We start from the raw sequence: 23,772 nt of genomic DNA, 5'->3' as shown, positions 1-23,772 counted from the left end.
GGCGCTTTCGCCGCAGGTGATGCGCTGACGGGTGACTCACCGTCGAGGAGTGAGTCACCCCGCTGCGGTGATCAGGGCGCGGTCGTCCCCTCCCTCAGGAGTCTCGTGAAAGACTCCGCCCATCCCTCGACCGTCTCCGCCGTGAACAGGTCCGTCGAGTACTCGAAGGTGATCGTGATGCGGTCCGGGTCCGGGGTGATCACCGTGTAGAGCTCGTTGCGGGCCACGCCCTCGATGGGGAGGGGGCGGACGGTCGTGTGGAGGTCCTTGAGGTTCAGGGTCGGGGGGTCTGTCGTGATCACCGTGAAGAGGACCGTCGGGAACAGGGTCTTCGTCAGGTCCGGGGAGACCAGTGAGACCACGTCCGTCAGGGGGAGGTCCTGGTGGTCCAGGGCCTCGAAGAGGGTCGTGCCCAGTCGGGTCACCAGGGTGGCGAAGGAGTCCGACTCGGACAGGCGGGCCCGGAGCAGGACCGCGTCGCCCACGATGCCGACCGTCTCCGCGCGTTCGCGGGGGAGGCGGTTCGCGCTGGACGCCGCCAGGACGATGTCGTTCCGTTCACCGCACAGCCTGCCCAGCCAGGTCGCGAACGTGGCTGCCAGGACCGTGTAGGGCGTGGTGCCCAGGCGGGTCGCCGTGGCGGTGAGGCGGGCCGGGGTGTCGTCGTCGATGGTCCAGGTGTGCAGGGCGCCGCGGCCGGACAGCGTGCCGGGGTGGGGGTGGTCGTAGGGGAGGGGCGGGCGCAGGGGGACGTCGGTGAGTTCCTCGCGCCAGAAGCGTTCCAGGGTCTTTCTGCGGTCGTCCGGGAGGTGGTGTTCCGCTCGGGCGAAGTCCGTGAAGTGGTGGGTCAGCGGGGGTAGTGGTGGGGTGCCGCCCGTTCTGCGCGCGTTGTAGAACTCCCGCAAGTCCCGTCGGATCAGGCCCAGGGACCAGCCGTCGCAGACCGCGTGGTGGAAGACCGTCAGCAGGATCCAGTGGTCGTCCGCCAGGCGGGCCAGGGCGAATCGGAACAGCGGGGGCTCGTCCAGGGCGAACGGGGTGGAGATCCTTGCCGCGCACCAGTCGTCGGCTGCCTGTTCCGGGGCCGCGGTGTGGGGGCGCAGGTCGGTGAGGGGCAGGGGCACCGGGACTTCGGAGAGGATCTCGACCTCGTAGCGGCCGTCCGGCCGACGCAGCGGCCTGGCGCGCAGGGCGTGGTGGCGTGTCACCACGTCGCGGAGGGAGTCGTGCAGTGCCTCGGGGTCCAACGCGCCGCGCAGGTCCATGCGGTGGGCGATGTTGTAGACGCTCGGGTCGGTGAGGGTGTGGTGGCGGTGCCACAGGCGGCGCAGGGTGGAGGGCATCGGCGCTGTGTCCATCACCCTGGGGCGGGTCGCGATGCCCCGGATCGTCGGGTCCAGGAAGAAGTCCGCCATGGTGAGGTCGATGCCTGCCGTCTCCCGCATCCGGTTCAGCAGGCGGATCGCGCTCAGCGAGTGGCCGCCGAGTTCGAAGAACGGGGTCGTGACCGGGACCGGCCGGGTGCCCAGTTCCTCGCACCACAGGTCGTGCAGCGTCCGCTCCAGGTCCGTCTCCGGCTCCACCCGCGAGGGCTCTGCCGGCTCCTCCCCGGGCTCCGGCAGGGTCGCGCGGTCCAGCTTGCCCGAGGCGTTCACCGGGAGGCGGTCCAGGGTCGCCCAGCGGCGGGGGACCAGGTGGTCGGGGAGGCGGGCCGCGAGCGCGTTGCGCACCTCGGACCAGGACGCCCCCTCCTCCAGGACCACGTACGCCACCAGCTCGCTGTCGCCGTGGCGGTCGCGGCGGGCCAGCACCGCCGCGTCCCGCACGGCGGGCAGGGCCGTCAACGCCGCCCTCACCTCGCCCGGTTCGACCCGGTAGCCGCGGATCTTGACCTGGTCGTCCGCCCGGCCCCGGTACTCCAGGGTGCCGTCGGCGCGCAGGCGGCCCAGGTCGCCCGTGCGGTAGCGCACCCCGCCCGTGCCGTCGTCGAGGAACGCGGCGGCTGTCTCGGCGGGGCGGTCGTGGTAGCCGTGCGCCACCGGCACCCCGCCGACATGGATCTCGCCGACCGCTCCGGCCGGCACCGGCCGGCCCGCGGCGTCCAGGAGCAGGATGCGCGCCCCCGGCACCGGCGTGCCGATCGGGGGCCACTCGTCGCCGGCGGGGTCGACGCGGTGCGAGGTGACGATGATCGACGTCTCCGTGGGGCCGTACTGGTTGTGCAGGGTGCAGTGCGGGTGCGTGGCGAGGAAGCGGCGGAAGGCCGGGGTGAGGTGGAGGGCCTCGCCCGCCGAGAACAGCTCGCGCAGGGAGGGAAGTTCGGGGGCCGTCTCCATCAGGTACTTCAGAGGGGTGCAGGGCATGAACAGGCGTTGGACGTGGTGGCGGCGGACCGTTCGCTCCACCGCCGCCGGGTCGTGCCGTACGGCGTCGTCCACGAGGACGAGTGCCGCCCCCGAGGCGAGCGTCGTGAAGATCTCCTGGACGCTCACGTCGAACGCCGGTGACGTCCACTGGAGGGTGCGCAGCGCCGGGTGACGGGCCAGGTGGTCCCGGACCAGGTTCGCGGGGCCCCGGTGGGGTACGACCACGCCCTTCGGCCGGCCGGTCGAGCCCGACGTGTGGATGCAGTAGGCCGGGTCCTGCGGGCCGGGGCCGTCCGTGAGCGGTGTCGACGGGAGGGTGTCGTCCGCCGACTCCGCGAAGACGACGGGGATTTCGGCGTCCGGCCGGGGCGTGTCCTCGGAGGTGAGGAGGAGCACCGGTTCCGTGTCGGCGAGGAGCAGGGCGAGGCGCGGGGCGGGCAGGGACGGGTCCAGCGGGACGTAGGCCGCGCCCGTCTTGAGGACCGCCAGCAGGGCCGTGATCAGCAGCGGGCCGCGGGGCAGCAGGACCGCCACGCGCCGTCCCCGGGCCGCGCCGCGGCCGCGGAGCAGATGGGCCAGGCGGTTGGCCGCCGCGTCCAACCGCGCGTAGGACACCTCGACTTCGTCGCCGAGGAGGGCGACGGCGTCCGGTGTGCGGCGGGCCTGTTCCTCGAACAGGGCGTGCAGGGTGCCGGGCGGCGCGGCCTCCTCGGTGCGGTCCAGGGCGGCCAGCAGCGCGCGGTCGGCCGCCGTGAGGGCCGTCAGGTCGGACAGCGGCGCGCCGGGGGTGTCCAGCGCGCGGCGCAGCACCTGCTCGACGTGGTCCACGAAGCGGCGCACCGTGGCCTCGTCGAAGAGAGCCGTGTCGTACTCGACCATGAAGCGGATGCCGCCCGGGTGGCGGGTGAGGTAGACGCTGAGGTCGAACGGGGCACGCTCGCTCGGGACGTCGAGCAGCGCGGCGGTCAGGCGCGGCGGGTCGAACTCCGCCTCGCCCTCGTTCTCGTACTCCACCATCACCTGGAACAGCGGGTTGCGGCCCGGGTCGCGGCGGGGATTGAGCGCGCCGACCAGTTCGTCGAAGGGGACGCCGCTGTGCTCGTACGCCGCGGTGCTGCTCTCGCGGACCCGGCGCAGCAGGGCCGGGAAGTCCGGGTCGCCGGTGAGGTCCAGGCGCAGTGGAACGGTGTCGAGGAAGAGACCGACGTGGTCCTCGGCGCCCGGGGGACGGGACGCCAGTGCCGTGCCGATCACCACGTCCCGCTGCCCGGCGAACCGGCCGAGGGTCGCGCCGATCGCGCCGGTCAGCGTCATGAAGAGGGTGGCGCGGTGTCCGGCGGCCAGCTTCTGCAGGCCGTCGGTCAGTTCGGCGTCGAGGGCGTGGGTGAGGCTCGCGCCCGCTCCCGAGCGGACGGGTGGGCGGGGGCGGTCGGTGGGGAGGGTCAGTTCGGGTGCGCCGGCGAGGTGGTGCCGCCAGAAGTCGAGGGAGGCGGGGTCCGGGCTGGCCGGTGCCGGCAGTTCGGGCAGGGGCCGTGGTTCGGGGCCCGCGCCGCGCCGGGCGCGGTAGTACGCGGCGAGGTCGCGGGCCAGTACGGCCGTGGAGGACGAGTCGAAGACGATGTGGTGGGCCAGGAGGAAGAGCAGGTGACGGTCCGGGGCGAGGCGCAGCAGCCGGGCCGCGACCAGGGGGCCCGTGGACAGGTCGAGCCCGTGGTCCGCCGCCAGCGCCGAGCGCAGCGCCGCCTCCTCGGTCGCGCCCGTGTGGTCCTCCACGGGGCAGTCGAGTGGCATACGGTCGCGTATCTCCTGGTAGGGAACGCCGTCCGTGTCGCCGAACACCGTGCGCAGGGCGGGATGCCGGTCGGCGACCCGGTCCAGCGCCCAGCGCAGGGCCGCGACGTCCAGGGGGCCGTCGAGCAGGATCGCCTTGGGCTCGTGGTACATGGCGGTGCCGGGGTGCAGTTGCTCCAGGAACCAGATGCGGCGCTGGGCGGGGGTGAGGGGGCGGCGGCGCGGCGCGGGTGGAGGGGTGGGGGTGTCGGTGCGCGGTTGTGGGCGTGGGCGCGGCTCTGCGTTCGGCCGGGGCTGCGGCAACGGCCCGGGCTGCGGCTGCGGTTGCGGGCGGCTCGTGGCCGGAGTCGTCCTGCGCACCCGGTCCAGGACCGGCAGCGCTGCGAGCACTTTCTCCTTCGGCACGCCGAAGTCCACGAAGCAGGCGATCTCGTCCGCCCCGGCCGCCAGCAGGCGCCGTACGGTCTCGGCGGCGGTGCGCTCGTCGCCGATCAGGGCGCGGGACGCGCAGTAGCGCTCGTACGCGCGGCCCAGCAGGAACTCCACGTCCTCCTCCGGCGTGTTCTCCAGGTCCACCTGGAATCCCAGGCTGTTGGTGACCTGGTCGAAGAGGGAGAGCGAGGACCGCAGATACGACAGGAACGGCCGGTACGCCTCGGCCCGCGCCCGCTCCGCGTCCTCCTCCAGGTAGGTGTGCACGAGCACCACCACCCGCCCGGCCGCCGGGTCGAGACCGTGCTCGGCGCGGCTGCGCCGGTACAGCGCGATGTTCTCGGCCAGTTCCTCCACCGTCTGCGTCATCAGGTTGGTGACGACGCCGAGGTCCTCGGCGGCCGCCCGGCGGTAGCTGTCCGGGTTGCCGACGACGGCCACGTACATCGGCGGCCGTTCCTGCACGGGCCGCGGGTGCAGGGTGATCTCCACGGGCGTGCCGTCACCCGCGGTCGTCTTCACCGGCCGCCCCGACCACAGGTCCCGTACGGTCGCCAGGTGCTCGTACATCACCTCACGGTGCCGGCCGAAGTTCTGCGGGGCGAGCGCGAAGTCGGTGGCGTGCCACCCGCTGGCGAAGCACAGGCCTGTCCGGCCGCCGGAGATGTTGTCCACGACCGACCACTCCTCGGCGACCCGGGCCGGATGGTGCAGCGGCAGCACCACGGAACCGGCGTGCAGCCGGACCCGGCTGGTCCGGGCGGCGAGGGCGGCGGCCAGGACGGAGGGGTTGGGGAAGAGCGCGCCGAAGGAGTTGAAGTGCCGCTCGGGGAACCACAGGGCGTGGAAGCCGTGCCGGTCGGCGAAGTCGGCGGCGGCCATGATCAGGCCGTACTTGTCGTGGTCGGTGTCCTCGGGGTAGTCGCCGAAGAAGTAGAGGCTGAAGTCGGTGTTCCCGGCGGTGGGCGATGCGGTGGGTGAGGTCGAGGGGCGGGGAACCGAGGTGGGGCTGACGGCGGTGGCCCGGGGCGGTGCCGTCCCGGTGGGGGTCGTCGCCAGGACGTCGAGCTGGCGGGAGATCATCCCGCCGACCTGGTCGACGAGTTGCCCGGCCAGGCGCAGCTGCTGACCGAAGAGGGCGGCCAGGCCGTCCGGTGACTCCTGCGGGGCGGCGGCCACCGCCGATTCCGCGACCGGCTGCTGCGCCGCGAGTTCCTCGACGGGTTCCTGGACCGGCTGCGGCGCCGCGGGTTCCGCGACCGGCTGCCGCGCCACAGGTCGCTCATCCGCCGGCTCCTCGACGACCGTGCCCGCGACCCGTTGCGCCGCCCGTCGCCCGTCGCCGCGCAGCTCCCCGACCCGCTCCGCCAGTCTCCCCGGCGTGTCGGCCGTGTCGAACACCTCGCGGACCGGGACCCGGACGCCGTACCGCTGCTGCAGTTCCGTCGTCAGGCCCATCAGGGACAGCGAGTCGGCGCCCAGCTCGAAGAAGGAGCTGTCCGGGGTCACGTCCGCCACCGGACGGCCGAGCTTGTCCGCCGTCAACCGCCGCACGAAGTCCAGGACATCGTTATCCGGCTCGGCCCGCGGGGCGACCTCGGGAGCCGTCACCGGAGCCGTCACCGGAGCCGTGTCCACGCTGGGTGCCACGCCCCCGAACGGCACCTTCCGGCGTCGCAGCGGATGCCCGGGCAGCGGCACCCGCCCCCCGTCTCCCGCGAGCCCCTGCCAGTCCAGGTCGGCTCCCCTGACGTACAGGGAGCCCAGAGCCGTCAGGAAGCCGTGCGCCTGCTCGGCGGCCGTGTCGCCCGCACCCTGTCCGTTCAGCCACCGGCTGTCGGGTACGCAGTGCCGCCCGAGGCCCGTGAGGGCGCGCCCGGCGCCGATCTCCACGAAGTCCCGGCAGCCCTGCGCGACGGCCTCGGCCATGGCGAGGTCGAAGCGGACCGGCTGCCGGGCCTGACGGCGCAGGTACTCCGCGTCGACCGTCCAGCCGGCCCGGCGCAGCTCCCCGTCGGCCGTGGTCACCAGCGGGGTGTGCAGCGCGTGGTACGGCACCTGCTCGGCGCGGGCCCGGAACTCGTCCAGCGCGTACTCGATCTCCGCGGAGTGGAACGCCCGGTCGACGGGCAGCGCGCGCCGGTGCAGTCCCTCCTGGTCGAGCAGGCGTGCCGCCTCCTTCAGCGTCTGCCGCGAGCCCGAGAGCACGTGTGCGTGCGGGCCGTTGACCGCGGCGAGTTCCGCGCCACTGGCCGCGGCGATCCGGCGTGCGGTGGCACCGTCGGACCGGACCGCGAGCATGCCCCCGGCCGGACATCGGTCCCGCATCAGACGTCCGCGCCAGGCAGTGAGCCGCAGCCCGTCCTCCAGGGAGAGGGCACCGGCCGCGTACAGCGCGGCGTACTCGCCGACGCTGTGGCCGAACAGCAGCCCGGGCCGGATCCCGGCCGCCCGCCAGGCGTCCGCCAGTGCCGCCTGGTGGGCGAAGAGGGCGGGCTGCGCGGTGTCGGTGGGCCAGATCCCGTCCGGCCCGGGGGTGCCGTCCGGCCCGGGGGCGCCGCCCGGGTCGTCGAGGCCGGGGGTGGTGAGCAGCGCGGTGAGCAGGCTGCCGCCGAACTCCCGGACGTGGAGCTCCTCGCAGCGGTCGAGCGTGGCCCGCGCCGCCGGGTGCGCGGCGTACAGGCCCCGCGCCATGCCGCGGCGGGCGCTGCCCTGGCCCGTGAAGGCGAAGGCGACCGGGCCGAGCGGTGCCGGTTCGGTCCGCCGGTGTTCCGTCAGCGCGCGGGCGAGTTCGCCGGCCGTGCGGCCGGTCACGGCGGTGCGTGCCGCGCGGTGCGGCCGGCCGAGCGCCAGGGTGGCGGCCACGTCGGTGGCCGGCAGGTCCGGGTGGGCCAGGAGCCGGTCGCGGAGCGCGGCCGTGAGCGCGTCGAGGGACTCGGGGTCGGTGGCCGACACGGGGACGAGGGCGGGCAGTTCGGGCACCGGGCGGGGGCGTGCGGGCGGGGCCTCCTCCAGGACGACGTGGGCGTTGGTGCCGCCGACGCCCAGGGCGCTGACCCCGGCCCGGCGGGGCAAACCGTCCGGGACCGGCCACGGCTCCAGCTTCGTGGCCAGCCGCAACGGACCGTCGTCGAGGGGGAGTTCCGGGTTGGGGCGGGTCAGGTGCGGTGTCGGCACGAGCGTGCGGTGGCGCAGCATCAGGACCGTCTTGATGAGCCCGGCCATGCCCGCGCAGCTGTCGAGATGCCCGATGTTCGGCTTGACGGAACCGACCGCGCAGAAGCCGGCCGGGCCGTCCTCGCCCGGGCTCAGTGCCCGTGCCAGTGCCGTGAGTTCCACCGGGTCGCCGAGCCGGGTCCCGGTGCCGTGCGCCTCCACGTAGGAGATCGTCTCCGGCGGCACGTCCGCCCTGCGCAGCGCCTGGCGCACCACCTCGGTCTGTCCCTCGACGCCGGGGGCGCTGAAGCCGACCTTGGCGGCGCCGTCGTTGTTCACCGCGGATCCCAGGATCACCGCGTGCACGGTGTCGCCGTCGGCCAGCGCCCGGTCCAGGCGCTTGAGCAGCACGGCGGCCACGCCGTTGCCGCCGACGGTGCCGTCCGCCTCGGCGTCGAAGGCCCGGCAGCGGCCGGTGGGGGACAGGATCGAACCGGGGTGGCTGTGGTAGCCGGTCTCCTGGGGCAGGTGCACGGCCGCCGCGCCGGCCAGCGCCAGGTCCGTCTCACCGGTGAGCAGCGCCTGGACCGCCAGGTGCACGGCGACCAGGGAGGTGGAACAGGCCGTCTGCACGCCGATCGCCGGGCCGGTGAGGCCGAGCCGGTAGGCGACGCGCGTGGCGAGGAAGTCCGGCTCCCGCCCGATGGCCGACTGCATGCCGGCGGCCGGATCCGCCGGGTCGTACGCCGTGCCGGTCGCGGGCCGCTGCTGGTGGTCGTAGAGGTTCATGCCGGACCCGGCGAACACGCCCACCCGCACGCCCGGGGCGGTCGCCGCGTGGCCACCCTCCTCCAGGGCCTGGTGGCAGCACTCCAGGAACAGCCGGTGCGCGGGGTGCGTGAGCCCGGCCTCGCGCGGGCTGAGCGCGAAGAAGTCCGCGTCGAACTCCTCGACGCCGTCGAGCACTCCGGAGACGGGCACATGGCCGGGGGTGCGGCGCTGCTCCGGGGTGAGCCCGGCCGCGGCGAGCTCCTGCTCGCCGAACACCCGCACACTGTCCACGCCGTCCCGCAGATTCGCCCAGAACTCGTCCGCCGTGCGGGCGCCGGGGAAGCGCAGCGCCATCCCGATGACGGCCACGCGCTGGTCGGGGCGGCTGCCGGTGGGCGCCGCGCCGGGCGCGGCGACCGGACCCGAAGGGGCCTCACTCGCCGAAGGCGCGGGGGGCGCGGGTGCGGCAGCGGGCGTGACAGCGGGCGCGGCTATGGCTGCGGGTGCGGGCGCGGGTGCGGGTGCGGGTGCGGGTGCTGGCGCCGAAGTCGGGGTCGGTTCCCTCCCGTTCGTGACGTCGGCCGCGAGGTGGGCCGCGAGCGCCGTGACCGTCGGGTGCTCGAAGAACGCCGTCTGCGGTACGGGCGTGCCCAGGCGTTCCGTCAGCCGGTTCCGCAGCCGCACCAGCGACACGGACGTCAAGCCGAGTTCGTAGAACGGCACGTCCGTCTCGGCCGGGCGGCCCAGCACGGCGGCCAGTTCCTCCCGGACGGCCCGGGTCACCGCGTCGGCGTCCCGGCCCGGGCCCGGCCCGTGCCGCGGCCCGCCGTCCCGGGCCGTGCCCCGCGGTTCGTCCCGGGTCAGCCGGCTCCGCAGCTCCTCCCGGCGCACCTTGCCCGCCGGCGTCCGCGGGAACTCGCCCTCGGGGACGGGCAGGACGTGGGCGGCGGTGAGTCTGAGGCGGGTGAACAGCGCCGCCCTCACCTCCGCCGCGATCCGGGTGTCCTCGGCGGCACCGCGGCTGACGAAGAACACCGCCAGCTCCTCCGTGCCCTGCTCCGCCGACGGGATCCCGCACGCGGCGACCTCGCCCTGCCGGACCCCGTCGACGGCGGTGGCGGCCTCCTCCACCTCGTGGCAGTAGACGTTGAGGCCGTTGAGGATGATGACGTCCTTGCGCCGTCCCGTGATGACGACCTGGCCGCCGTCGAGGAAGGCCAGATCGCCGGTGTCCAGCCAGTCCGGCCCGGCCGGGTAGGCGGCGGCGTCCGCCTCGGGGTTGCGCACGTAGCCGGGGGTGAGCCGGGCGGGCGAGTGGACCTGGAGCCGGCCGATCCGGCCCGCCGGGGCGAGGTCGCCACGCTCGTCGACGACGCGCAGCGCGACGCCGTGCGCGGGCGAGCCGCAGGCGACGAACGTGACGCAGTCCGCGTCGGGCACGTCCTCGCCGGCCCGCACCGGGTCGCCGCTCAGGCTGCTCTTGAGCAGGCGGTGCACGGTGCCCGGCCGGTCCAGCCGGCCGTAGGTGACGGCCGTGACCGTCTCGGCCATGCCCCACACCGGGGCGATGTGCCCCTCGCGCACGCCGTACGGGCCGGTCGCGTCGAGGAAGCGGCGCAGCACCGGCAGCACGACCCGCTCGCCCCCGCACAGCAGCGACTTCAGTCCGCCCAGGTCCCAGTGGCGGTCGGGCCGCTCGGCCAGCGCGTCCGCGACGAGCCGGTAGGCGAAGGTCGGCGCCCAGCTGTGCCGCGCCCGGTGGTCGTGGAGGAGATCGAGCCAGCGCAGCGGGTCGGCGAGCACGTGCTCGGTGGGGGCGTGCACGTTGGTGCAGCCGGTGAACACGGCGAGCAGGTGGTAGAGGAGGAAGGCGCCGCTGTGGTCGACGGGCAGCCAGTTCACCATCGTGTCGTCCGGGCGGACGTCGAGGATCCGGCGGCTGCTCGCCGCGAAGTCCGCGAGCCCGGCGTGGGTCAGCCGCGCCGCCTTCGGGACCCCGGTGCTGCCGGAGGACAGCATCAGCAGGGCCGTGTCGGAGGGGTCGGGCTCGACGTGGTCCGGCGCGGGCGGTGCGGCGAGGCAGTCCCGGGCGAGGGCGATCCGCAGGGCGGGCGTGGCATGGGCGAGGGCCGCGGCGCCGGGCGCGTCGGTCAGGACCAGCGGCCCATCGAGTAACGCGTGCGTCTGCCCCAGGCGTTCGAAGGCCGGGGAGCCCGGCGCGGGGTGCTCGGCGATGGCCACCGGGAGCGCTCCGCCCAGCACACAGGCCCAGAAGGCGGGGAAGAACTCGTCCAGCGGCAGTCCGCACAGCACCACCGGGTCGCCGCGCCGCACCCCGTGGTCGCGCAGCCCGGTGAGCATCCGGCGTGCCGCGTCCAGCAGTTCGGGATACGACCGGGAGGCGGTCGTGCCGTCGGCGGCGAGGGTGACGACGGCACCGCCGTGCGCCGAACGGGCGGCGCCCAGCAGCGCCCGCACCGCGTCGACCGGATCCTGCTCGGTCCGCTCGGGCTCAGGGCCCCGGCAGACGGCCTGCCCCCGTAGACGCTCCATGCGTGTCCTCTCCCTCTTCCACGTCGGTGGACGAACGGTTCGTGGCCTTGCGCGCGTGGCGCTTCCGTACGGTGAGCAGCAGGGCCAGGGCCCCGCATGCCGCCGCCCCGTGGAAGGCGCCCACGACGGCCAGGGCCGGCAGCGTCTCCAACGCGGCGGCGGCGGTGATCGTGCCCAGCGCGAACCCGGACTGCTCGGCGGTGGCGGACAGGCCGAACAGCCGGTCGCGCTGCCGGTCGGGGGCGGCCTGGAGGCGTGAGGTGTAGACGATCTCGGTCCAGCCGTCCGCGAACCCCGCCGCCAGGGCCGCCGCGATCAGGGCCGGGGCGGGCGGGCCGGTGAAGGCCGCGACGAAGCAGAGCGACATCGCGCAGGTGCCGGCCGCGAAGGCCCGCTCGCCCCAGGTCGTGCCGTGCGGGCGGCGCTTGAGGACCTGGTGGGCGAGGAGCGTGCCCACGGCCCACGCCGACCAGAACCGGGTCATGAACAACGCCGGTTCGGACGGCTCGGCCGCGTTCGCCGCCAGCGGCAGCGCGACGTTGTGCGAGGCGGACGCCAGCGCGTCCAGGCCCCGCAGCGCGATCAGGCCGAGCAACGGCCCGGCGATCCCCGCCACTCGCCGCCCCAACCGCCCCCCACGGACCGCCGCGGCCTCGCGCCGCTCACCGCCGCCGGCCGGTTGCCCCGCCCCGGCCGCCGACCGGTCCGTCCCGGTGGCCGGGTTGCCCAGGTCTGCTGGCGGGCCTGCCCCGGTCGCCGGGTCGCCCGCCGCGTCGGACGACCGGCCTGCCCCGGTCGCCGAGTTGTCTGAGTCGGACGACCGGCCTGCCCCGGTCGCCGGGTCGCCCGCCGCGCCGACCGATCTGCCCGTTCCTGTGGCTGAGTTGCCCGCGTCGGACGACTGGTCCGCCCCAATTGCCGAGTCGCCCGCCGCGTCGGCCGATTGGCGCGCCCCGGTCGCCGGGTTGCTCGCCGCGTAGGACGGCCCGCCCGTCCCGGTTGCCGGGTTGCCCCCGTCGGACGACTGGTCCGCCCCAATTGCCGAGTCGCCCGCCGCGTCGGTCGATCCGCCCGCCCCGGTCTCCGAGTCGCCCGCCGCGTCGGTCGATCCGCCCACGCCGGTGGACGAGTCGCCCGCCCCAGGCGACCCGCCCGCCCCGGTCCCCGAGCCGCCCGCCGCGTAGTACGACCCGCCCGCCCCGGAGGGTGAGGCACCAGTCGCCGCCTCAGCCGCCTCCCCGGCGCCCGAGTCCGTGCGTGGCCGCAGCACCAGCACCGCCGCCGCCGACACCGCGAAGCTCGCGCCGTTGACCGCGAACGCGACACCGAAGCCGCCGAGGGCGATGATCGGCGCGGCCGACGCGAAGCCCAGCACCGTGGCGACGGAACGGGCCGTCACCAGCACGCCGTTGGCCCGGGCGCGGCTGCTCTGCCCGACCATGACCGGGACCGCGCTGCGCAGGGCGACGTTGAAGAGCGTGTTGCCCGCGCCCAGCACGAGCACCGTGCCGAGCAGCACCCCGGGCGAGACGTCCCGGGCCCCCAGCGCGAGCACCACCATGGCGAGCGTCTGGGCGAGGTCGGTGGTCACCATGACCGTGCGGCGCGTCACCCTGGCGGTCACCGCCCCCGCGGCGAGCCCGGCCGCGACACCGGACAGCAGCCGTACGGCCATCACCGCGCCCACGCCCAGGGCGGTGCCCGTGACCTCGTACGAGAACAGGCTGAGCGCGATCAGATTGAGGTACGTCCCGTAGGCCGACACGGCGTGCGCGACCACCAGGGACCGGAACCTCCAGTCCACCCCCGTCACCGGACTCCTCAACCTCGGTAGGCCGAAGGCAGTCGTCCTACCACCCGAGCGTTCGGTCGATCATTGCAGAAGTGTTCGGGCCGGCGGGTGGAAACGGGCCCACCGGGCCGCGCCGGCGCGCGTTCACTGCCGCGCCGAGGCCAGTGACCGCTCCGCCACCCGCCCCAGATGGTGCGCGAACACCTCCCGCGCCTCGGGTGTCAGCGTCCGCAGCGCCAACAGCGCCGTGATGACGACGTCACACAGCTCCGCCTGCACGTCCTCCCAGCCGTGCGTCACGCCCTTGCGCGGGTTCTGGCCGGTCGCGCCGATCACCGCCTCGGCGACCTCGCCGACCTCCTCGCTCAGTTTCAGCAGGCGCAGCAGCAGGCCCTCGCGGCCCTCGACCGGGCGCTGCGCGTCCAGCCACGCGTACAGGACGTCGACGGTGTCCCACAGCTCGGGCGCGGGCGGGGCGGGGGGCGTGTCATCACTCATGGGCCGCAGCCTGCCACGCGGGTCTGACAGCGCCCCGGCCGCGCGGATGGAGGGCTGCCCGCTACGCCATCGACTCCTCTTCGAAAAGGGCGTCCTGCTCACCCTCCTTGGCCTTCCGCAGCCGCCGGGCCCGCCCCCCGACGACCAGGACGGTGCCCGCCGCGGCCGCCGCGAAGGCCGCCGGGATCATCCAGCCCCGGTTCACCGCGTGCCCGAGCGCGTGGTCCAGGGAGTACCGCCCCGGCCCGGTGACGGCCAGGCCGGCGGCCGTCAGACCGAGCGTCGCCGCGTACTCGTAGCCGCCGCCCTGGTTGAAGAAGCCGTTCGGGGTGTGCACTGCGGCCGCTCCCGCCATCGCCCCGGCCGCCGCCGCGCCGGCCGCGGGAGTGGCCAGGCCCAGGGCCAGCAGGGTGCCTCCGCCCGTCTCCGCGAGCCCCGCCGCCGTCGCGCTCGCCCTGCCCGGGGCGTAGCCCACGGACTCCATGAACTGGCCGGTGCCCTCGATGCCGTGGCCGCCGAACCAGCCGAACAGCTTCTGCGCGCCGTGGGCGGCCAGCACGCCCCCCGCTCCCAGCCGGAGCAGCAGCAGGCCCAGATCGCCTCGGTGGTCGTGCCTCGCGTGCCTCACGTGCCTCACGTCGTCTCCCGGAGCAGACAGCAGGAACAGGGGAACACCCCTCGTCGCGTCTCCACCGTCGCACCTCCGGCACCGCGCGACACCCCACGGATGCGCCCGGGGCGCCGTTCGGGTGGCACCGGTGGCGTGGCCGGGCGGCCGGGACGAGGCTGACGCGTATGACGATTCAGACCACGCGCCTGAGCGACCCGGTCGTCCGCGCCTTCGTGACCGCCGTGAACAACCACGACCGCGAGAGCTTCATGGAGCTCCTCGCACCGGGCGCGACCATGGCGGACGACGGGTCCGACCGCGACCTCGAGGACTGGGTCGACCGGGAGATCTTCTCCTCCCGCGGCCACATGGAGGTCGACAAGGAGTCCGACGGCGGCCGGTCCCTCCTCGCCCGCTACAGCAACGACACCTGGGGCGAGATGCGCACCCGGTGGAGCTTCACCGTCGACGAGGACGGCAGGATCTCCCGCTTCGAGACCGGCCAGGCCTGACGCGGCAGTCGTTCCACGCACCGGTGCGCATCCCGCGGTCCCCCGCGGGGTCCACCCCCACCCGGTCCCGTGGAACGACTGCCGCCTCCACCCCCCTGGATGTGGCCAACGGAAGCCCTCTGCTCCAAGTGTGAAGCTTTGGTGTAGGAGAGTTGAGCATAGGCGCCCGACCGGCCGCAATGGTCCGGACGTATTTATTCCGTTTGTGCAGGTTGACGAGTTGACGACGTGGCCGGCACGCCCTGCGGGGCTCAGCCGCGCCCGATGTACGGCATCGCCGTGGCCAGCACGGTCGCGAACTGCACATTCGCCTCCAGCGGCAGCTCCGCCATGTGCCGCACCGTGCGGGCCACGTCCGCGACGTCCATCACCGGTTCCGGGGTGACCGCCCCGTTCGCCTGCAGGGCTCCCGTCTGCATCCCGGCCGTCATGTCGGTCGCCGCGTTGCCGATGTCGATCTGCCCCACGGCGATGCGGTACGGCCGCCCGTCCAGCGACAGCGACTTGGTCAGGCCGGTCAGGGCGTGCTTGGTCGCCGTGTAGGCCACCGAGTGCGGACGGGGCGTGTGCGCGGAGATGGAGCCGTTGTTGATGATCCGCCCGCCCTGCGGGTCCTGCTCCTTCATCTGCCGGTACGCCGCCCGCGCGCACAGGAACGCCCCGTTGAGGTTGGTGTCCACCACGTGCCGCCAGGCCTCGTAGGGCAGTTCCTCGACGGGCACACCGCCGGGCCCGAACGTGCCCGCGTTGTTGAACAGCAGGTCCACCCGCCCGAACCGCCCGACGGTGGCGGCGAAGAGGGCGTCGACGTCCTCCGGTCGTGACACGTCCGTCCGTACGGCGAGAGCCGAGGCTTCCGGCGCCAGTGCCGCCGTCTCCTCCAGCGTCTGCGCGCGCCGGCCCGCCAGCGCCACCGACCAGCCCGCGCGCAGCAGTTCCACGGCGACCGCCCGGCCGATGCCGGAGCCCGCGCCGGTCACCACCGCGACCTTGTTCCCCTTCGTGTTCATGGCCCCGCAGCGTACGGGAGCGTCCGCCATCCGGAACTCATCCGTCCGTCATGTGAGTGCTGTGTACGTGTCAACCAGGTGTCGTCCCCGGCCACTCCAATGCCCCCTGCAGCCATTCGCCAGGGGAGGACCGGATGACACCCGCAGCACACCCGTCCCAGCACGCCCCCGAACTCCGCGCCGCGGCCCGCCACATCGGCCGCCGCCGCTTCCTCACCACCACCGGCGCCGCCGCCGCGCTGGCCTTCTCGACCAACCTGCCCACCCCCGGAGTCGCGGCCGCCGCCGAACTCGACGCCGCGCGCATCACCGAGAACCCCTTCACGCTGGGCGTCGCCTCGGGCGACCCCCTGCCGGACTCGGTGATCCTGTGGACCCGCCTCGCGCCCGTGCCGTTCCAGGCCGACAGCGGACTGCCCGCCGAACGCGTCACCGTGCACTGGGAGCTGGCCCACGACGAGCGGTTCCGCCGCATCGCCCGGCGCGGCACCGCCACCGCGCACCCCGAGTTCCACCACACCGTCCACGTCGAGGTGGGCCACCTGGAGGCCGGCCGCGTCTACTACTACCGCTTCCGCACGGGCCGCTGGATCAGCCCCACCGGCCGCACCCGCACCGCCCCCGGCCCCGGCAGCCGCGTGGCGTCCCTCGCCCTCGCCGCCGTCTCCTGCCAGGCCTACCACGACGGCTACTACACCCCGTACGCCCATCTCGCCGCCGACGACGTCGACCTCGTCTTCCACCTGGGCGACTACCTCTACGAGTACGCCGTCGACGCGGCGGGCGGCCAGCGCAGGTACACCGACCGCACCCTGCCGGCCCTGTTCGCCCGCGAGACCCTGACCCTGGAGGACTACCGGCTGCGGTACGCCCTCTACAAGTCCGACCCGGACCTGAGCGCCGCACACGCCGCGCACCCCTTCGTCGTCACCTGGGACGACCACGAGACCGAGAACAACTACGCCGGCGACATCCCCGAGAACAGCGTCCCGCCGGAGGAGTTCCTGCTGCGCCGCGCCTCCGCCTACCGGGCCTACTGGGAGAACCAGCCCCTGCGCCGGCCGCAGCGCCCCGCCGGACCGGACATGCGGCTCTACCGGCGCCTGACCTGGGGCCGGCTCGCCCAGTTCGACGTGCTGGACACCCGCCAGTACCGCTCCGACCAGGCCTACGGCGACAAGGCGCACGTGCCCGGCCCCGAGTCCGACGACCCGGCACGCACCATGACCGGCGCCAGCCAGGAGCGGTGGCTGCTCGACGGCTGGCGCTCCTCGCGGGCGCTGTGGAACGTCGTACCGCAGCAGGTCCTGTTCGCCCGCCGGAACATGGACGCCACCACCCCCTCCCGGGTGTCCATGGACGCCTGGGACGGCTACAGCGCCTCCCGCCGCCGCGTCCTGGACGGCGCGAAGGCCGCCGGCGTGGAGAACCTGATGGTGCTCAGCGGCGACGTGCACTCCGCGTACGCCTTCGACATCAAGGACGACTTCGACGACCCGTCCTCCGCCACGCTCGGCACGGATATCGTGGCGACGTCCATCTCCAGCGGCCGGGACGGCGCCGACAAGCCCGCGACCTGGGACACCTACATGTCCGCCAACCCGCACCTGAAGTTCTTCAACGGCCGGCGCGGCTACGTCACGGTCGAACTCGGAAGGGAGGCGGCGCGGGCCGACTTCAAGACCGTGCCGTACGTGACCCGGCAGGGGGCGCCGGTCACGACGGCAGCGTCCTTCGTGACGGAGGTGGGGGACCAGGGGCTCAAGCCGGCGTGAGTTCCGCCGTGCGGCCCTCGTCCGGGGTCTCACCCGGGGTCTCGCCGGGGTAGCGGACGCCGACGCGGTCCCGGATCGCGTCGAGCGTCCGCATCACCGCGAGCGTGCCGTCGAGCGGGACGAGCGGCGACTCGGTCTCGCCGGCGCGCACGGCCCGCATGACCTCCAGCGCCTCGTGGCGCATGCTGTTGCGCGGGCCGTCGGCCGGGTCGGCCGTGAACTCCTCGGCGTCGCGGCCGTCCCGGTGCAGCACGAACCCCTCAGGGAAGAAGAAGCCGTGCGGGATGTCGATCCGGCCCTTGGAGCCGGTGACCGAGGCGGCGGTCGCCGTCCCGCCCACGATGGAGCAGTGCACCGAGCCGAGAGCGCCGCTCTCCCAGGAGAGCACCGCTGCCGTCTGGAGATCGACGCCCTCCTCCGAGAGCACCGCTCGCGCCGCGATGTCCGACGGCTCACCGAGCAGCAGCTGCGCGAACGACACCGGGTACACGCCCAGATCGAGCAGCGCGCCGCCGCCCAGCTCCGGGTTGCGCAGCCGGTGCGAGGGCGGGAACGGACCGGCCAGCCCGAAGTCCGCCTGCACGCTGCGCACCTCGCCGATCGCCCCGTCGTCCACCAGCGCCTTCAGCCGCCGCACCAGCGGATTGCAGTACATCCACATCGCCTCCATCAGGAAGCGCCCGTGCTCCCGCGCCAGCGCGACGAGTTCCTCCGCCTCGCGCAGGTTCAGCGTGAACGGCTTCTCGCACAGCACGTGCCGCCCGGCCGCCAGACACAGACCGGCCGCCGCCCGGTGCGCCGTGTGCGGCGTGGCGACGTAGACGACATCGATGTCCCCGTCCTGCGCGAGCGCGTTCCAGTCGCCGTAGGCCCGGGGTATCCCGAACCGCTCCGCGAACGCCTCCGCCGGCTCCTGCGAGCGCGACGCCACCGCCACGACCTCCGCGTCCGGCAGGTCGATCAGATCCGCGGTGAACGCGGCCGCGATCCCTCCGGTCGCCAGGATCCCCCATCGCACCGTGTCCACCGTCATTCCCGCCCGCCTCCGCCTCGTGACCCCTAGCAGTCCGTACGAGCTGAGAGCATAGGTGGCGATCGGCTCGAAGAGGGAGGGACTCATGCCCGAGGGTGGGGCGTCCATATCGAAGACCGCGCAGGGGGCCGCGACCGGGACGGCAGCCCCCGACCTCACACCGCACCGCCGCACCGGGCTCCTGGTCACCTTCCTCCTCGGAAGCCTGACCGCCGTACCGCCCCTGGCGATGGACATGTACCTCCCGTCGCTGCCCGAGGTCACCCGCTCCCTGCACGCGCCCGCCGCGACCGTCCAGCTCACCCTCACCGCCTGCCTCGCCGGCATGGCCCTCGGGCAGCTCGTCGTCGGGCCGATGAGCGACCGCTGGGGGCGCCGCCGCCCGCTCCTCGCCGGGCTCGCCGTGTTCGTCGTCGCCACCGTCCTGTGCGCGCTCGCCCCCACCGTCGAGACCCTCGTCGCCTTCCGGCTCGCCCAGGGCCTCGCGGGCGCCGCCGCGATCGTCATCGCCCGGGCCGTCGTCCGCGACCTCTACGACGGCATGGCCATGGCCCGCTTCTTCTCCACCCTCATGCTGATCTCCGGCGTCGCCCCGATCGTGGCGCCGCTGATCGGCGGGCAGGTGCTGCGCGTGACGGACTGGCGCGGCGTGTTCGCCGTCCTCACGGTCGTCGGCGTCCTCATCGGCGTCCTGGTCTGGACGAAGCTGCCCGAGACCCTGCCGCCCGCCGAACGGCACAGCGGCGGCGTCGGCGAGGCCCTGCGCGCGATGCGTTCCCTGCTGGCCGACCGCTCCTTCACGGGCTACATGCTCACCGGCGGCTTCGCCTTCGCCGCCCTCTTCGCCTACATCTCCGCCTCCCCGTTCGTCGTCCAGGAGATCTACGGCGCCTCCCCGCAGACGTTCAGCCTGCTGTTCGGCGTCAACTCGGTCGGACTGGTCGTCGTCGGCCAGATCAACGGCAAGATCCTGGTCGGCCGGGTCAGCCTGGACCGGGTGCTGGGCATCGGCCTGGCGGTCGTGATCACCGCCGCGACCGCGCTGCTGCTGATGTCGCTGGGCGTGTTCGGCGAGGTCGGGCTCGCGCCCGTGGCCGTCGCGCTGTTCGTCCTGATGTCGGCGATGGGCATCACCCTGCCCAACACCCAGGCGCTCGCGCTGATGCGCACCCGGCACGCCGCGGGCTCCGCCTCCGCCCTGCTCGGCACGACCTCCTTCCTCATCGGGGCGATCGCGTCCCCGCTGGTCGGCGTCGCCGGGGAGGACACCGCCCTCCCGATGGCCGTCGTCCAACTGGCCGCCGCACTGGTGGCACTGGCCTGCTTCATGGGAATGTGCCGACCCTGGAGGGCCCGCGCGAGTGTGGAGGGAGCGGACAGCTGAGCGCACCGAGACTGCGCGACGGCACGCCGGAACGGGCCGGACTCGACCCCGCGGAACTGCGTCACCTCGTCCGGGAGGTCCACGTCCTCACCACCGGGCAGCGCCCCTGGGCACCCGGCGCGGTCCTGGTCGTCGGACGCGGCCCGGTGATCGCCGTCGAGGAGGCCGCGGGCTGGGCCGTCCGTTACGCGGCCTATGACGAGGCCACCGACGCCGGCGTGGAACTGCCCCCCGGGGAGCGGGTCCCGATGACCGTCGCCACACCCTTCGACCTGGCGTCCCTCACCAAACTGTTCACCTCGGTCGCCGCCGTGCAGCAGATCGAGCGCGGCACGCTGGGCATCGACGCGAAGGTCGGCGCGTACCTGCCCGACTTCACGGCGGCGGCCCGGCACGGCATCACCGTCCGCCAGCTCCTGACCCACACGTCCGGGCTGCGCCCCGAACTCCCCCTGTACGACTGCGCCGACGACGCCGAACGCCTCGCGGCACTCCAGGCGGAGGCGCCGGCCGGGGCGCCCGGCACCTACCGCTACTCCGACCTCAACATGCTCCTCCTCCAGCACGTCCTGGAACGCCTCACCGGCCGCACCCTCGACGTCCTGGTCCACGACGGCATCACCCGGCCGCTGGGGATGACGGCGACCGACTTCGGGCCGTGCCCGGGCGCCGCGGCGACGGAGGACCAGCGCCGGCCCTGGGCCAAGGCGGACCGCGGCATGCTGCGGGGCGAGGTGCACGACGAGAACGCCTGGGCGCTCGGGGGAGTGGCGGGCCACGCGGGCCTGTTCTCCACGGGACGCGACCTCGCGGTGTTCTGCCGCGCCCTCCTGGCCGGCGGCTCCTACGGCCCCGCCCGCATCCTCGGCCCCGACTTCGTCGAACTCCTCTTCACCCCGCCCGGCCTCGGCTTCACCCTCGACCAGCCCTGGTTCATGGGCGACCTCGCGGGTCGCGGCGCGGCGGGCCACACGGGCTTCACGGGCACGTCCCTGGTCCTCGACCCGGCCACGGACACGTTCCTGATCCTCCTCACCAACACGGTCCACCCCCGCCGCAGACGCCCGGACAACGCCCCGAGGGCAGCGGCGGGGACGCGGGTTGCCCGGGCTGTGCGGGGGAGGTGAGGGGGAGAGGAACTGCCCCGACCACGCGGGGGATCACAGCAGAGCGGCGGCCCACTGCGCGACGGTGTGGGTCACCGGTTCGACGCTCAGACGGGACAGGGGCCACTTCCGTGCGGCGTCGTTCACCTTCGGTTCGGATGGATCACCTCGACCAGCACGGCGGCTGACGTGATCACCGGCAGGTCCGCATCGCGAGCCGCCGTCAGCCACTCGTGGATCTCCCGATCACGCTGTACAGCCTTATCCAGGCCCTCACTGTCCAGGACGAGGACACCGCTCACGCGGCTGTCCCGGCATGCGGAGTCCCGCCATACCGGAACGGCGGCCGCGGCAGACAACCGTTCCCGCCTGGCTCCCGCGCCGCGATCCGCGCCGGCCTCGTCGGTATTCCAAAGGCACGCTCAGCGACGCGTGGGTGCCGGACGGCGGGCCGGGCGGCGGGCCGGGCGGGGAGCCCCGCACCCCCGGCGCCCTCGTAGAATCGCCGGGTGAACGCCCCCGTACCTCCGGCCGACTCCCTCCGCGCCTCCCTCGCCGGTCTGCTCGACGGGCTGCCGCCCCGGCAGGCCGCGCAGGCCGTGGAGCGGCTGATCAGCAACTACCGGGGGGCCACCCCGACCGACGCGCCGATCCTGCGGGACCGGGCCGACGTCGCCGCCTACGCCGCCTACCGGATGCCCGCGACCTTCGAGGCGGTGCGGTCGGCGCTGGAGGCGTTCGCCGAGGCCGCGCCCGGATGGGTGCCCGGATCGCACACCGACGTCGGCGGCGGCACGGGCGCCGCGGCCTGGGCCGTGAGCGCGACCTGGGAGGGGGAGCGGCCCGTCACCGTCCTCGACTGGGCCGAGCCGGCCCTCGACCTCGGCCGGGAGATCGCCGCGGCCCGGCCCGCCCTGCGCGACGTCCGCTGGCAGCGCTCCCGGATCGGAGCGGCGCTCTCCCTGGAGGGCACTGATCTCGTCACGGTCTCCTACGTCCTCAACGAGCTGACCGCCCCCGACCGCACCGCCCTCGTCGACGCCGCCGCGGCCGCCGCCCGGGCCGTCGTGATCGTCGAACCGGGCACCCCCGCCGGCTACGCCCGGGTCATCGAGGCCCGCGAGCGCCTGATCGGCGCCGGCTTCCGGATCGCCGCTCCCTGCCCGCACAGCGCCGCCTGCCCCATCCCCCCGGGCACGGACTGGTGCCACTTCTCCGCCCGGGTCAGCCGCTCCTCCCTGCACCGTCAGGTCAAGGGCGGCTCCCTGGCCTACGAGGACGAGAAGTTCAGCTACGTAGCCGCCGCCCGCTTCCCCGTCGGACCGGCTCCCTCCCGAGTCGTCCGGCGCCCTCAGATCCGCAAGGGCCAGGTCCTGCTGGACCTGTGCGAGACGGAGCCGTCCCTGCGCCGCGCCACGGTCACCAAACGCCACGGCGACCTCTACAAGGCGGCCCGGGACGCCGACTGGGGGGACCCCTGGCCGCCTCCCGGCCCCGCCGAGTGACCCGGCCGCGGCCTGCCGGGTGAGCTGGCTCCGGCCCCCCAGCGCACCAGCGCGTCCTGCGCCCACGTCCGGTCGGCGGGGGAGAGGTCCGCGATGTCCACGCCGTGGTTGCCGCCCGGCACCCACAGCACCCGTGAGTCCGCGCCCCCGGGGCGGAAGTGCTCGGCCACCGACGGGTCCTGGGTTCCGTAGACGAACAGCAGCCGGCTGCCGTGCCGGCGGACCCAGCGGTCGATGTCCGGCATGGCCGCGCTGTCGAAGGCCATGGGGACCTCCCGGGGGACGAAGGCGCGCGCCTCGATTCCGCCGGGGTGGCGCAGCAGGTCCGCCACGTGGGCGGTGGGGACGTCGCCGTACCCGAGCTGCGTGCCGATCTGGTACCAGTACGGGACGTACCGCCGGGCCGCCGCGTCGGCGTACAGGGGCAGTCCCGCCCACGTGTCCAGCCACCCGTACAGCTCGTCGGTCGTCGCCCCCGGGCCGGGGATCGTGGCGAGGTCGGCCGGCGTCGCGCGCTGCCAGAACATGAACAGCACGCGCAGCACGGCGACTTCGAAGGCCCGGTCGGCGCTGCCGACGATGCGGAAGGTGTCGCCCGTGGCGGACGCCCAGGCCTCGTAACGGGCCACCATCTCGGCCCTGCGGAGCAGCATCCGCCGCTGGGCGGCCTTGACGGCCTCGCGGGCCGGAGCGCTGCCGACCGTCTCCAGAAAGCGCAGGTAGGCGGAGTCGTCGTGGTCGTCGACGTTGTGCGGCGCCGAGTAGACCACCGTGCCGTCCACGTCCCGGGGATGGAACCGGCGGTGGTAGACGGTCGCCATGCCGCCCTTGCTGCCGCCGGTGGAGAGCCACGCGCCGGGATAGAGCCGGCGGAAGAGACGCACGACGCGGTGGTGGTCACCGGCGGCCTGGCGGATCGTCAGGTGTGCGTAGTCCGGCTGCCCGGGCGGCAGTGACGTGCCGAAGCAGCGGTGCTCCACCTGGAGCTGGTTGGCGCCGAGCAGGAGCGCGGGCTCGGTCCGGCGCGGGGTGAGGACCGCGTGGTAGCCCGTGCTGAACAGCACCGTGGGGCGGCCGGCGGCCGTGTGGAGCAGGGTGAGCCGCTGCTCGAAGGTGCCGGCCGCGGGATCCGTGTGGTCGACCGGCTGGCGCAGGCCCAGGACGAAGTGCCGGTACCCGGGCTCGGCGTCCTGCCGCTCCTCGACCAGCCGCAGTCCGGGCAGGGACCGCAGGGCGTCAGCGACATCGACGTGCCCGACGTGCCCGGCGTGCCGGACGTGCCCGGCGGGTGCGGCACGCGCCGCCGGTACCGCCGCCGAGGCGGTGAGGCCCGCCGTCGCGACGGCCGCCGTGAGCATCCTGCGTCTCGTCCACATGCGCATGGGGATCCCTCCCGGGTGTCCGCGGTGCCTGGTGGCGGTCGCGCCGCCGCGACCGCCTCAGTACATCCGCCGGACTCCCGGGAGGGATCCCGCCCG

The 23,772-nt window shown here is 74.4% G+C and carries 12 protein-coding genes and 1 pseudogene; 5 read left to right on the top strand and 8 right to left on the bottom strand.

The genetic code is table 11. From position 1 onward, the window contains the following. Positions 1–71: 71 nt before the first annotated feature. The 4 genes from ABTZ58_RS19765 to ABTZ58_RS19745 form a co-directional block, all read right to left on the bottom strand. On the bottom strand, positions 72–11,069 hold the full coding sequence (locus ABTZ58_RS19765) for a non-ribosomal peptide synthetase/type I polyketide synthase (RefSeq protein ID WP_351357975.1): 10,998 nt from the start codon (positions 11,067–11,069) through the stop codon (positions 72–74). Next, positions 11,029–12,849: an MFS transporter gene (locus ABTZ58_RS40230; protein ID WP_502996106.1), complete on the bottom strand. Its 1,821-nt coding sequence runs from the start codon at positions 12,847–12,849 to the stop codon at positions 11,029–11,031. Before ABTZ58_RS40230 ends, ABTZ58_RS19765 begins: the two co-directional genes overlap by 41 nt. Positions 12,850–13,005: 156 nt before the next feature. Beyond that, positions 13,006–13,359: a MazG-like family protein gene (locus ABTZ58_RS19750; protein WP_351357972.1), complete on the bottom strand. Its 354-nt coding sequence runs from the start codon at positions 13,357–13,359 to the stop codon at positions 13,006–13,008. A 61-nt stretch (positions 13,360–13,420) separates the two neighbouring features. Then, a complete protein-coding gene (locus ABTZ58_RS19745) occupies positions 13,421–13,987 on the bottom strand; it encodes a DoxX family protein (RefSeq protein ID WP_502996105.1) in 567 nt (188 codons plus the stop codon). A 167-nt stretch (positions 13,988–14,154) separates the two neighbouring features. Here ABTZ58_RS19745 and ABTZ58_RS19740 point away from each other — a divergent pair, with 167 nt between their 5' ends. Continuing rightward, positions 14,155–14,481 carry a nuclear transport factor 2 family protein gene (locus ABTZ58_RS19740; RefSeq protein WP_309096352.1) on the top strand — a complete coding sequence of 109 codons (327 nt, stop codon included), beginning with the start codon at positions 14,155–14,157 and terminating at the stop codon, positions 14,479–14,481. Between the two features lie 251 nt (positions 14,482–14,732). Here ABTZ58_RS19740 and ABTZ58_RS19735 read toward each other — a convergent pair whose 3' ends face one another. Beyond that, positions 14,733–15,491, bottom strand: coding sequence for an SDR family oxidoreductase (locus ABTZ58_RS19735; protein WP_351357965.1), 759 nt, complete (start codon positions 15,489–15,491; stop codon positions 14,733–14,735). 134 nt (positions 15,492–15,625) lie between these two features. On the opposite strand from ABTZ58_RS19735, the gene ABTZ58_RS19730 reads away from it, so the two are divergent. Then, positions 15,626–17,266: an alkaline phosphatase D family protein gene (locus tag ABTZ58_RS19730; RefSeq protein WP_351357962.1), complete on the top strand. Its 1,641-nt coding sequence runs from the start codon at positions 15,626–15,628 to the stop codon at positions 17,264–17,266. On the opposite strand, the gene ABTZ58_RS19725 is transcribed toward ABTZ58_RS19730, so the two are convergent. Further along, positions 17,253–18,299, bottom strand: coding sequence for a Gfo/Idh/MocA family protein (locus ABTZ58_RS19725; RefSeq protein ID WP_309096349.1), 1,047 nt, complete (start codon positions 18,297–18,299; stop codon positions 17,253–17,255). The two genes, ABTZ58_RS19730 and ABTZ58_RS19725, sit on opposite strands and share 14 nt — an antisense overlap. 85 nt (positions 18,300–18,384) lie before the next feature. Here ABTZ58_RS19725 and ABTZ58_RS19720 point away from each other — a divergent pair, with 85 nt between their 5' ends. Next, positions 18,385–19,683, top strand: a complete 1,299-nt coding sequence (locus ABTZ58_RS19720; RefSeq protein ID WP_351357959.1) for a multidrug effflux MFS transporter — start codon at positions 18,385–18,387, stop codon at positions 19,681–19,683. Next, the gene (locus ABTZ58_RS19715; protein ID WP_351357956.1) at positions 19,635–20,810 is read left to right on the top strand and encodes a serine hydrolase domain-containing protein; all 1,176 of its coding nucleotides are present in this window, start codon (positions 19,635–19,637) and stop codon (positions 20,808–20,810) included. The genes ABTZ58_RS19720 and ABTZ58_RS19715 overlap by 49 nt, the downstream gene beginning before the upstream one ends. A 36-nt stretch (positions 20,811–20,846) precedes the next feature. Here ABTZ58_RS19715 and ABTZ58_RS19710 read toward each other — a convergent pair. Further along, a pseudogene (locus tag ABTZ58_RS19710) lies at positions 20,847–21,091 on the bottom strand (DNA-binding protein); the annotation flags it as partial. Between the two features lie 207 nt (positions 21,092–21,298). Here ABTZ58_RS19710 and ABTZ58_RS19705 point away from each other — a divergent pair. Beyond that, the gene (locus ABTZ58_RS19705) at positions 21,299–22,294 is read left to right on the top strand and encodes a small ribosomal subunit Rsm22 family protein (RefSeq protein WP_351357953.1); all 996 of its coding nucleotides are present in this window, start codon (positions 21,299–21,301) and stop codon (positions 22,292–22,294) included. On the opposite strand, the gene ABTZ58_RS19700 is transcribed toward ABTZ58_RS19705, so the two are convergent. Further along, complete coding sequence (locus tag ABTZ58_RS19700) at positions 22,231–23,676, bottom strand: S28 family serine protease (protein WP_351357950.1); 1,446 nt, start codon at positions 23,674–23,676, stop codon at positions 22,231–22,233. The genes ABTZ58_RS19705 and ABTZ58_RS19700 overlap by 64 nt on opposite strands. Positions 23,677–23,772 lie beyond the last annotated feature (96 nt).

This window comes from Streptomyces sp. NPDC094143 (genome assembly GCF_040303825.1).
In the GTDB taxonomy this organism is placed as follows: Bacteria; Actinomycetota; Actinomycetes; order Streptomycetales; family Streptomycetaceae; genus Streptomyces.
Note: the sequence above shows the minus strand (reverse complement) of the source record. Positions and strands in the feature narration are given on the sequence as shown.

Bases quoted from the DNA above. Each gene is read 5' to 3' on its own strand.
- ABTZ58_RS19730 (WP_351357962.1), top strand. From the start codon at position 15,626: ATGACACCCGCAGCACACCCGTCCCAGCACGCCCCCGAACTCCGCGCC.
- ABTZ58_RS19735 (WP_351357965.1), bottom strand. From the start codon at position 15,491: ATGAACACGAAGGGGAACAAGGTCGCGGTGGTGACCGGCGCGGGCTCC.
- ABTZ58_RS19765 (WP_351357975.1), bottom strand. From the start codon at position 11,069: ATGGAGCGTCTACGGGGGCAGGCCGTCTGCCGGGGCCCTGAGCCCGAG.
- ABTZ58_RS19725 (WP_309096349.1), bottom strand. From the start codon at position 18,299: ATGACGGTGGACACGGTGCGATGGGGGATCCTGGCGACCGGAGGGATC.
- ABTZ58_RS19700 (WP_351357950.1), bottom strand. From the start codon at position 23,676: ATGCGCATGTGGACGAGACGCAGGATGCTCACGGCGGCCGTCGCGACG.
- ABTZ58_RS19750 (WP_351357972.1), bottom strand. From the start codon at position 13,359: ATGAGTGATGACACGCCCCCCGCCCCGCCCGCGCCCGAGCTGTGGGAC.
- ABTZ58_RS19720 (WP_351357959.1), top strand. From the start codon at position 18,385: ATGCCCGAGGGTGGGGCGTCCATATCGAAGACCGCGCAGGGGGCCGCG.
- ABTZ58_RS19740 (WP_309096352.1), top strand. From the start codon at position 14,155: ATGACGATTCAGACCACGCGCCTGAGCGACCCGGTCGTCCGCGCCTTC.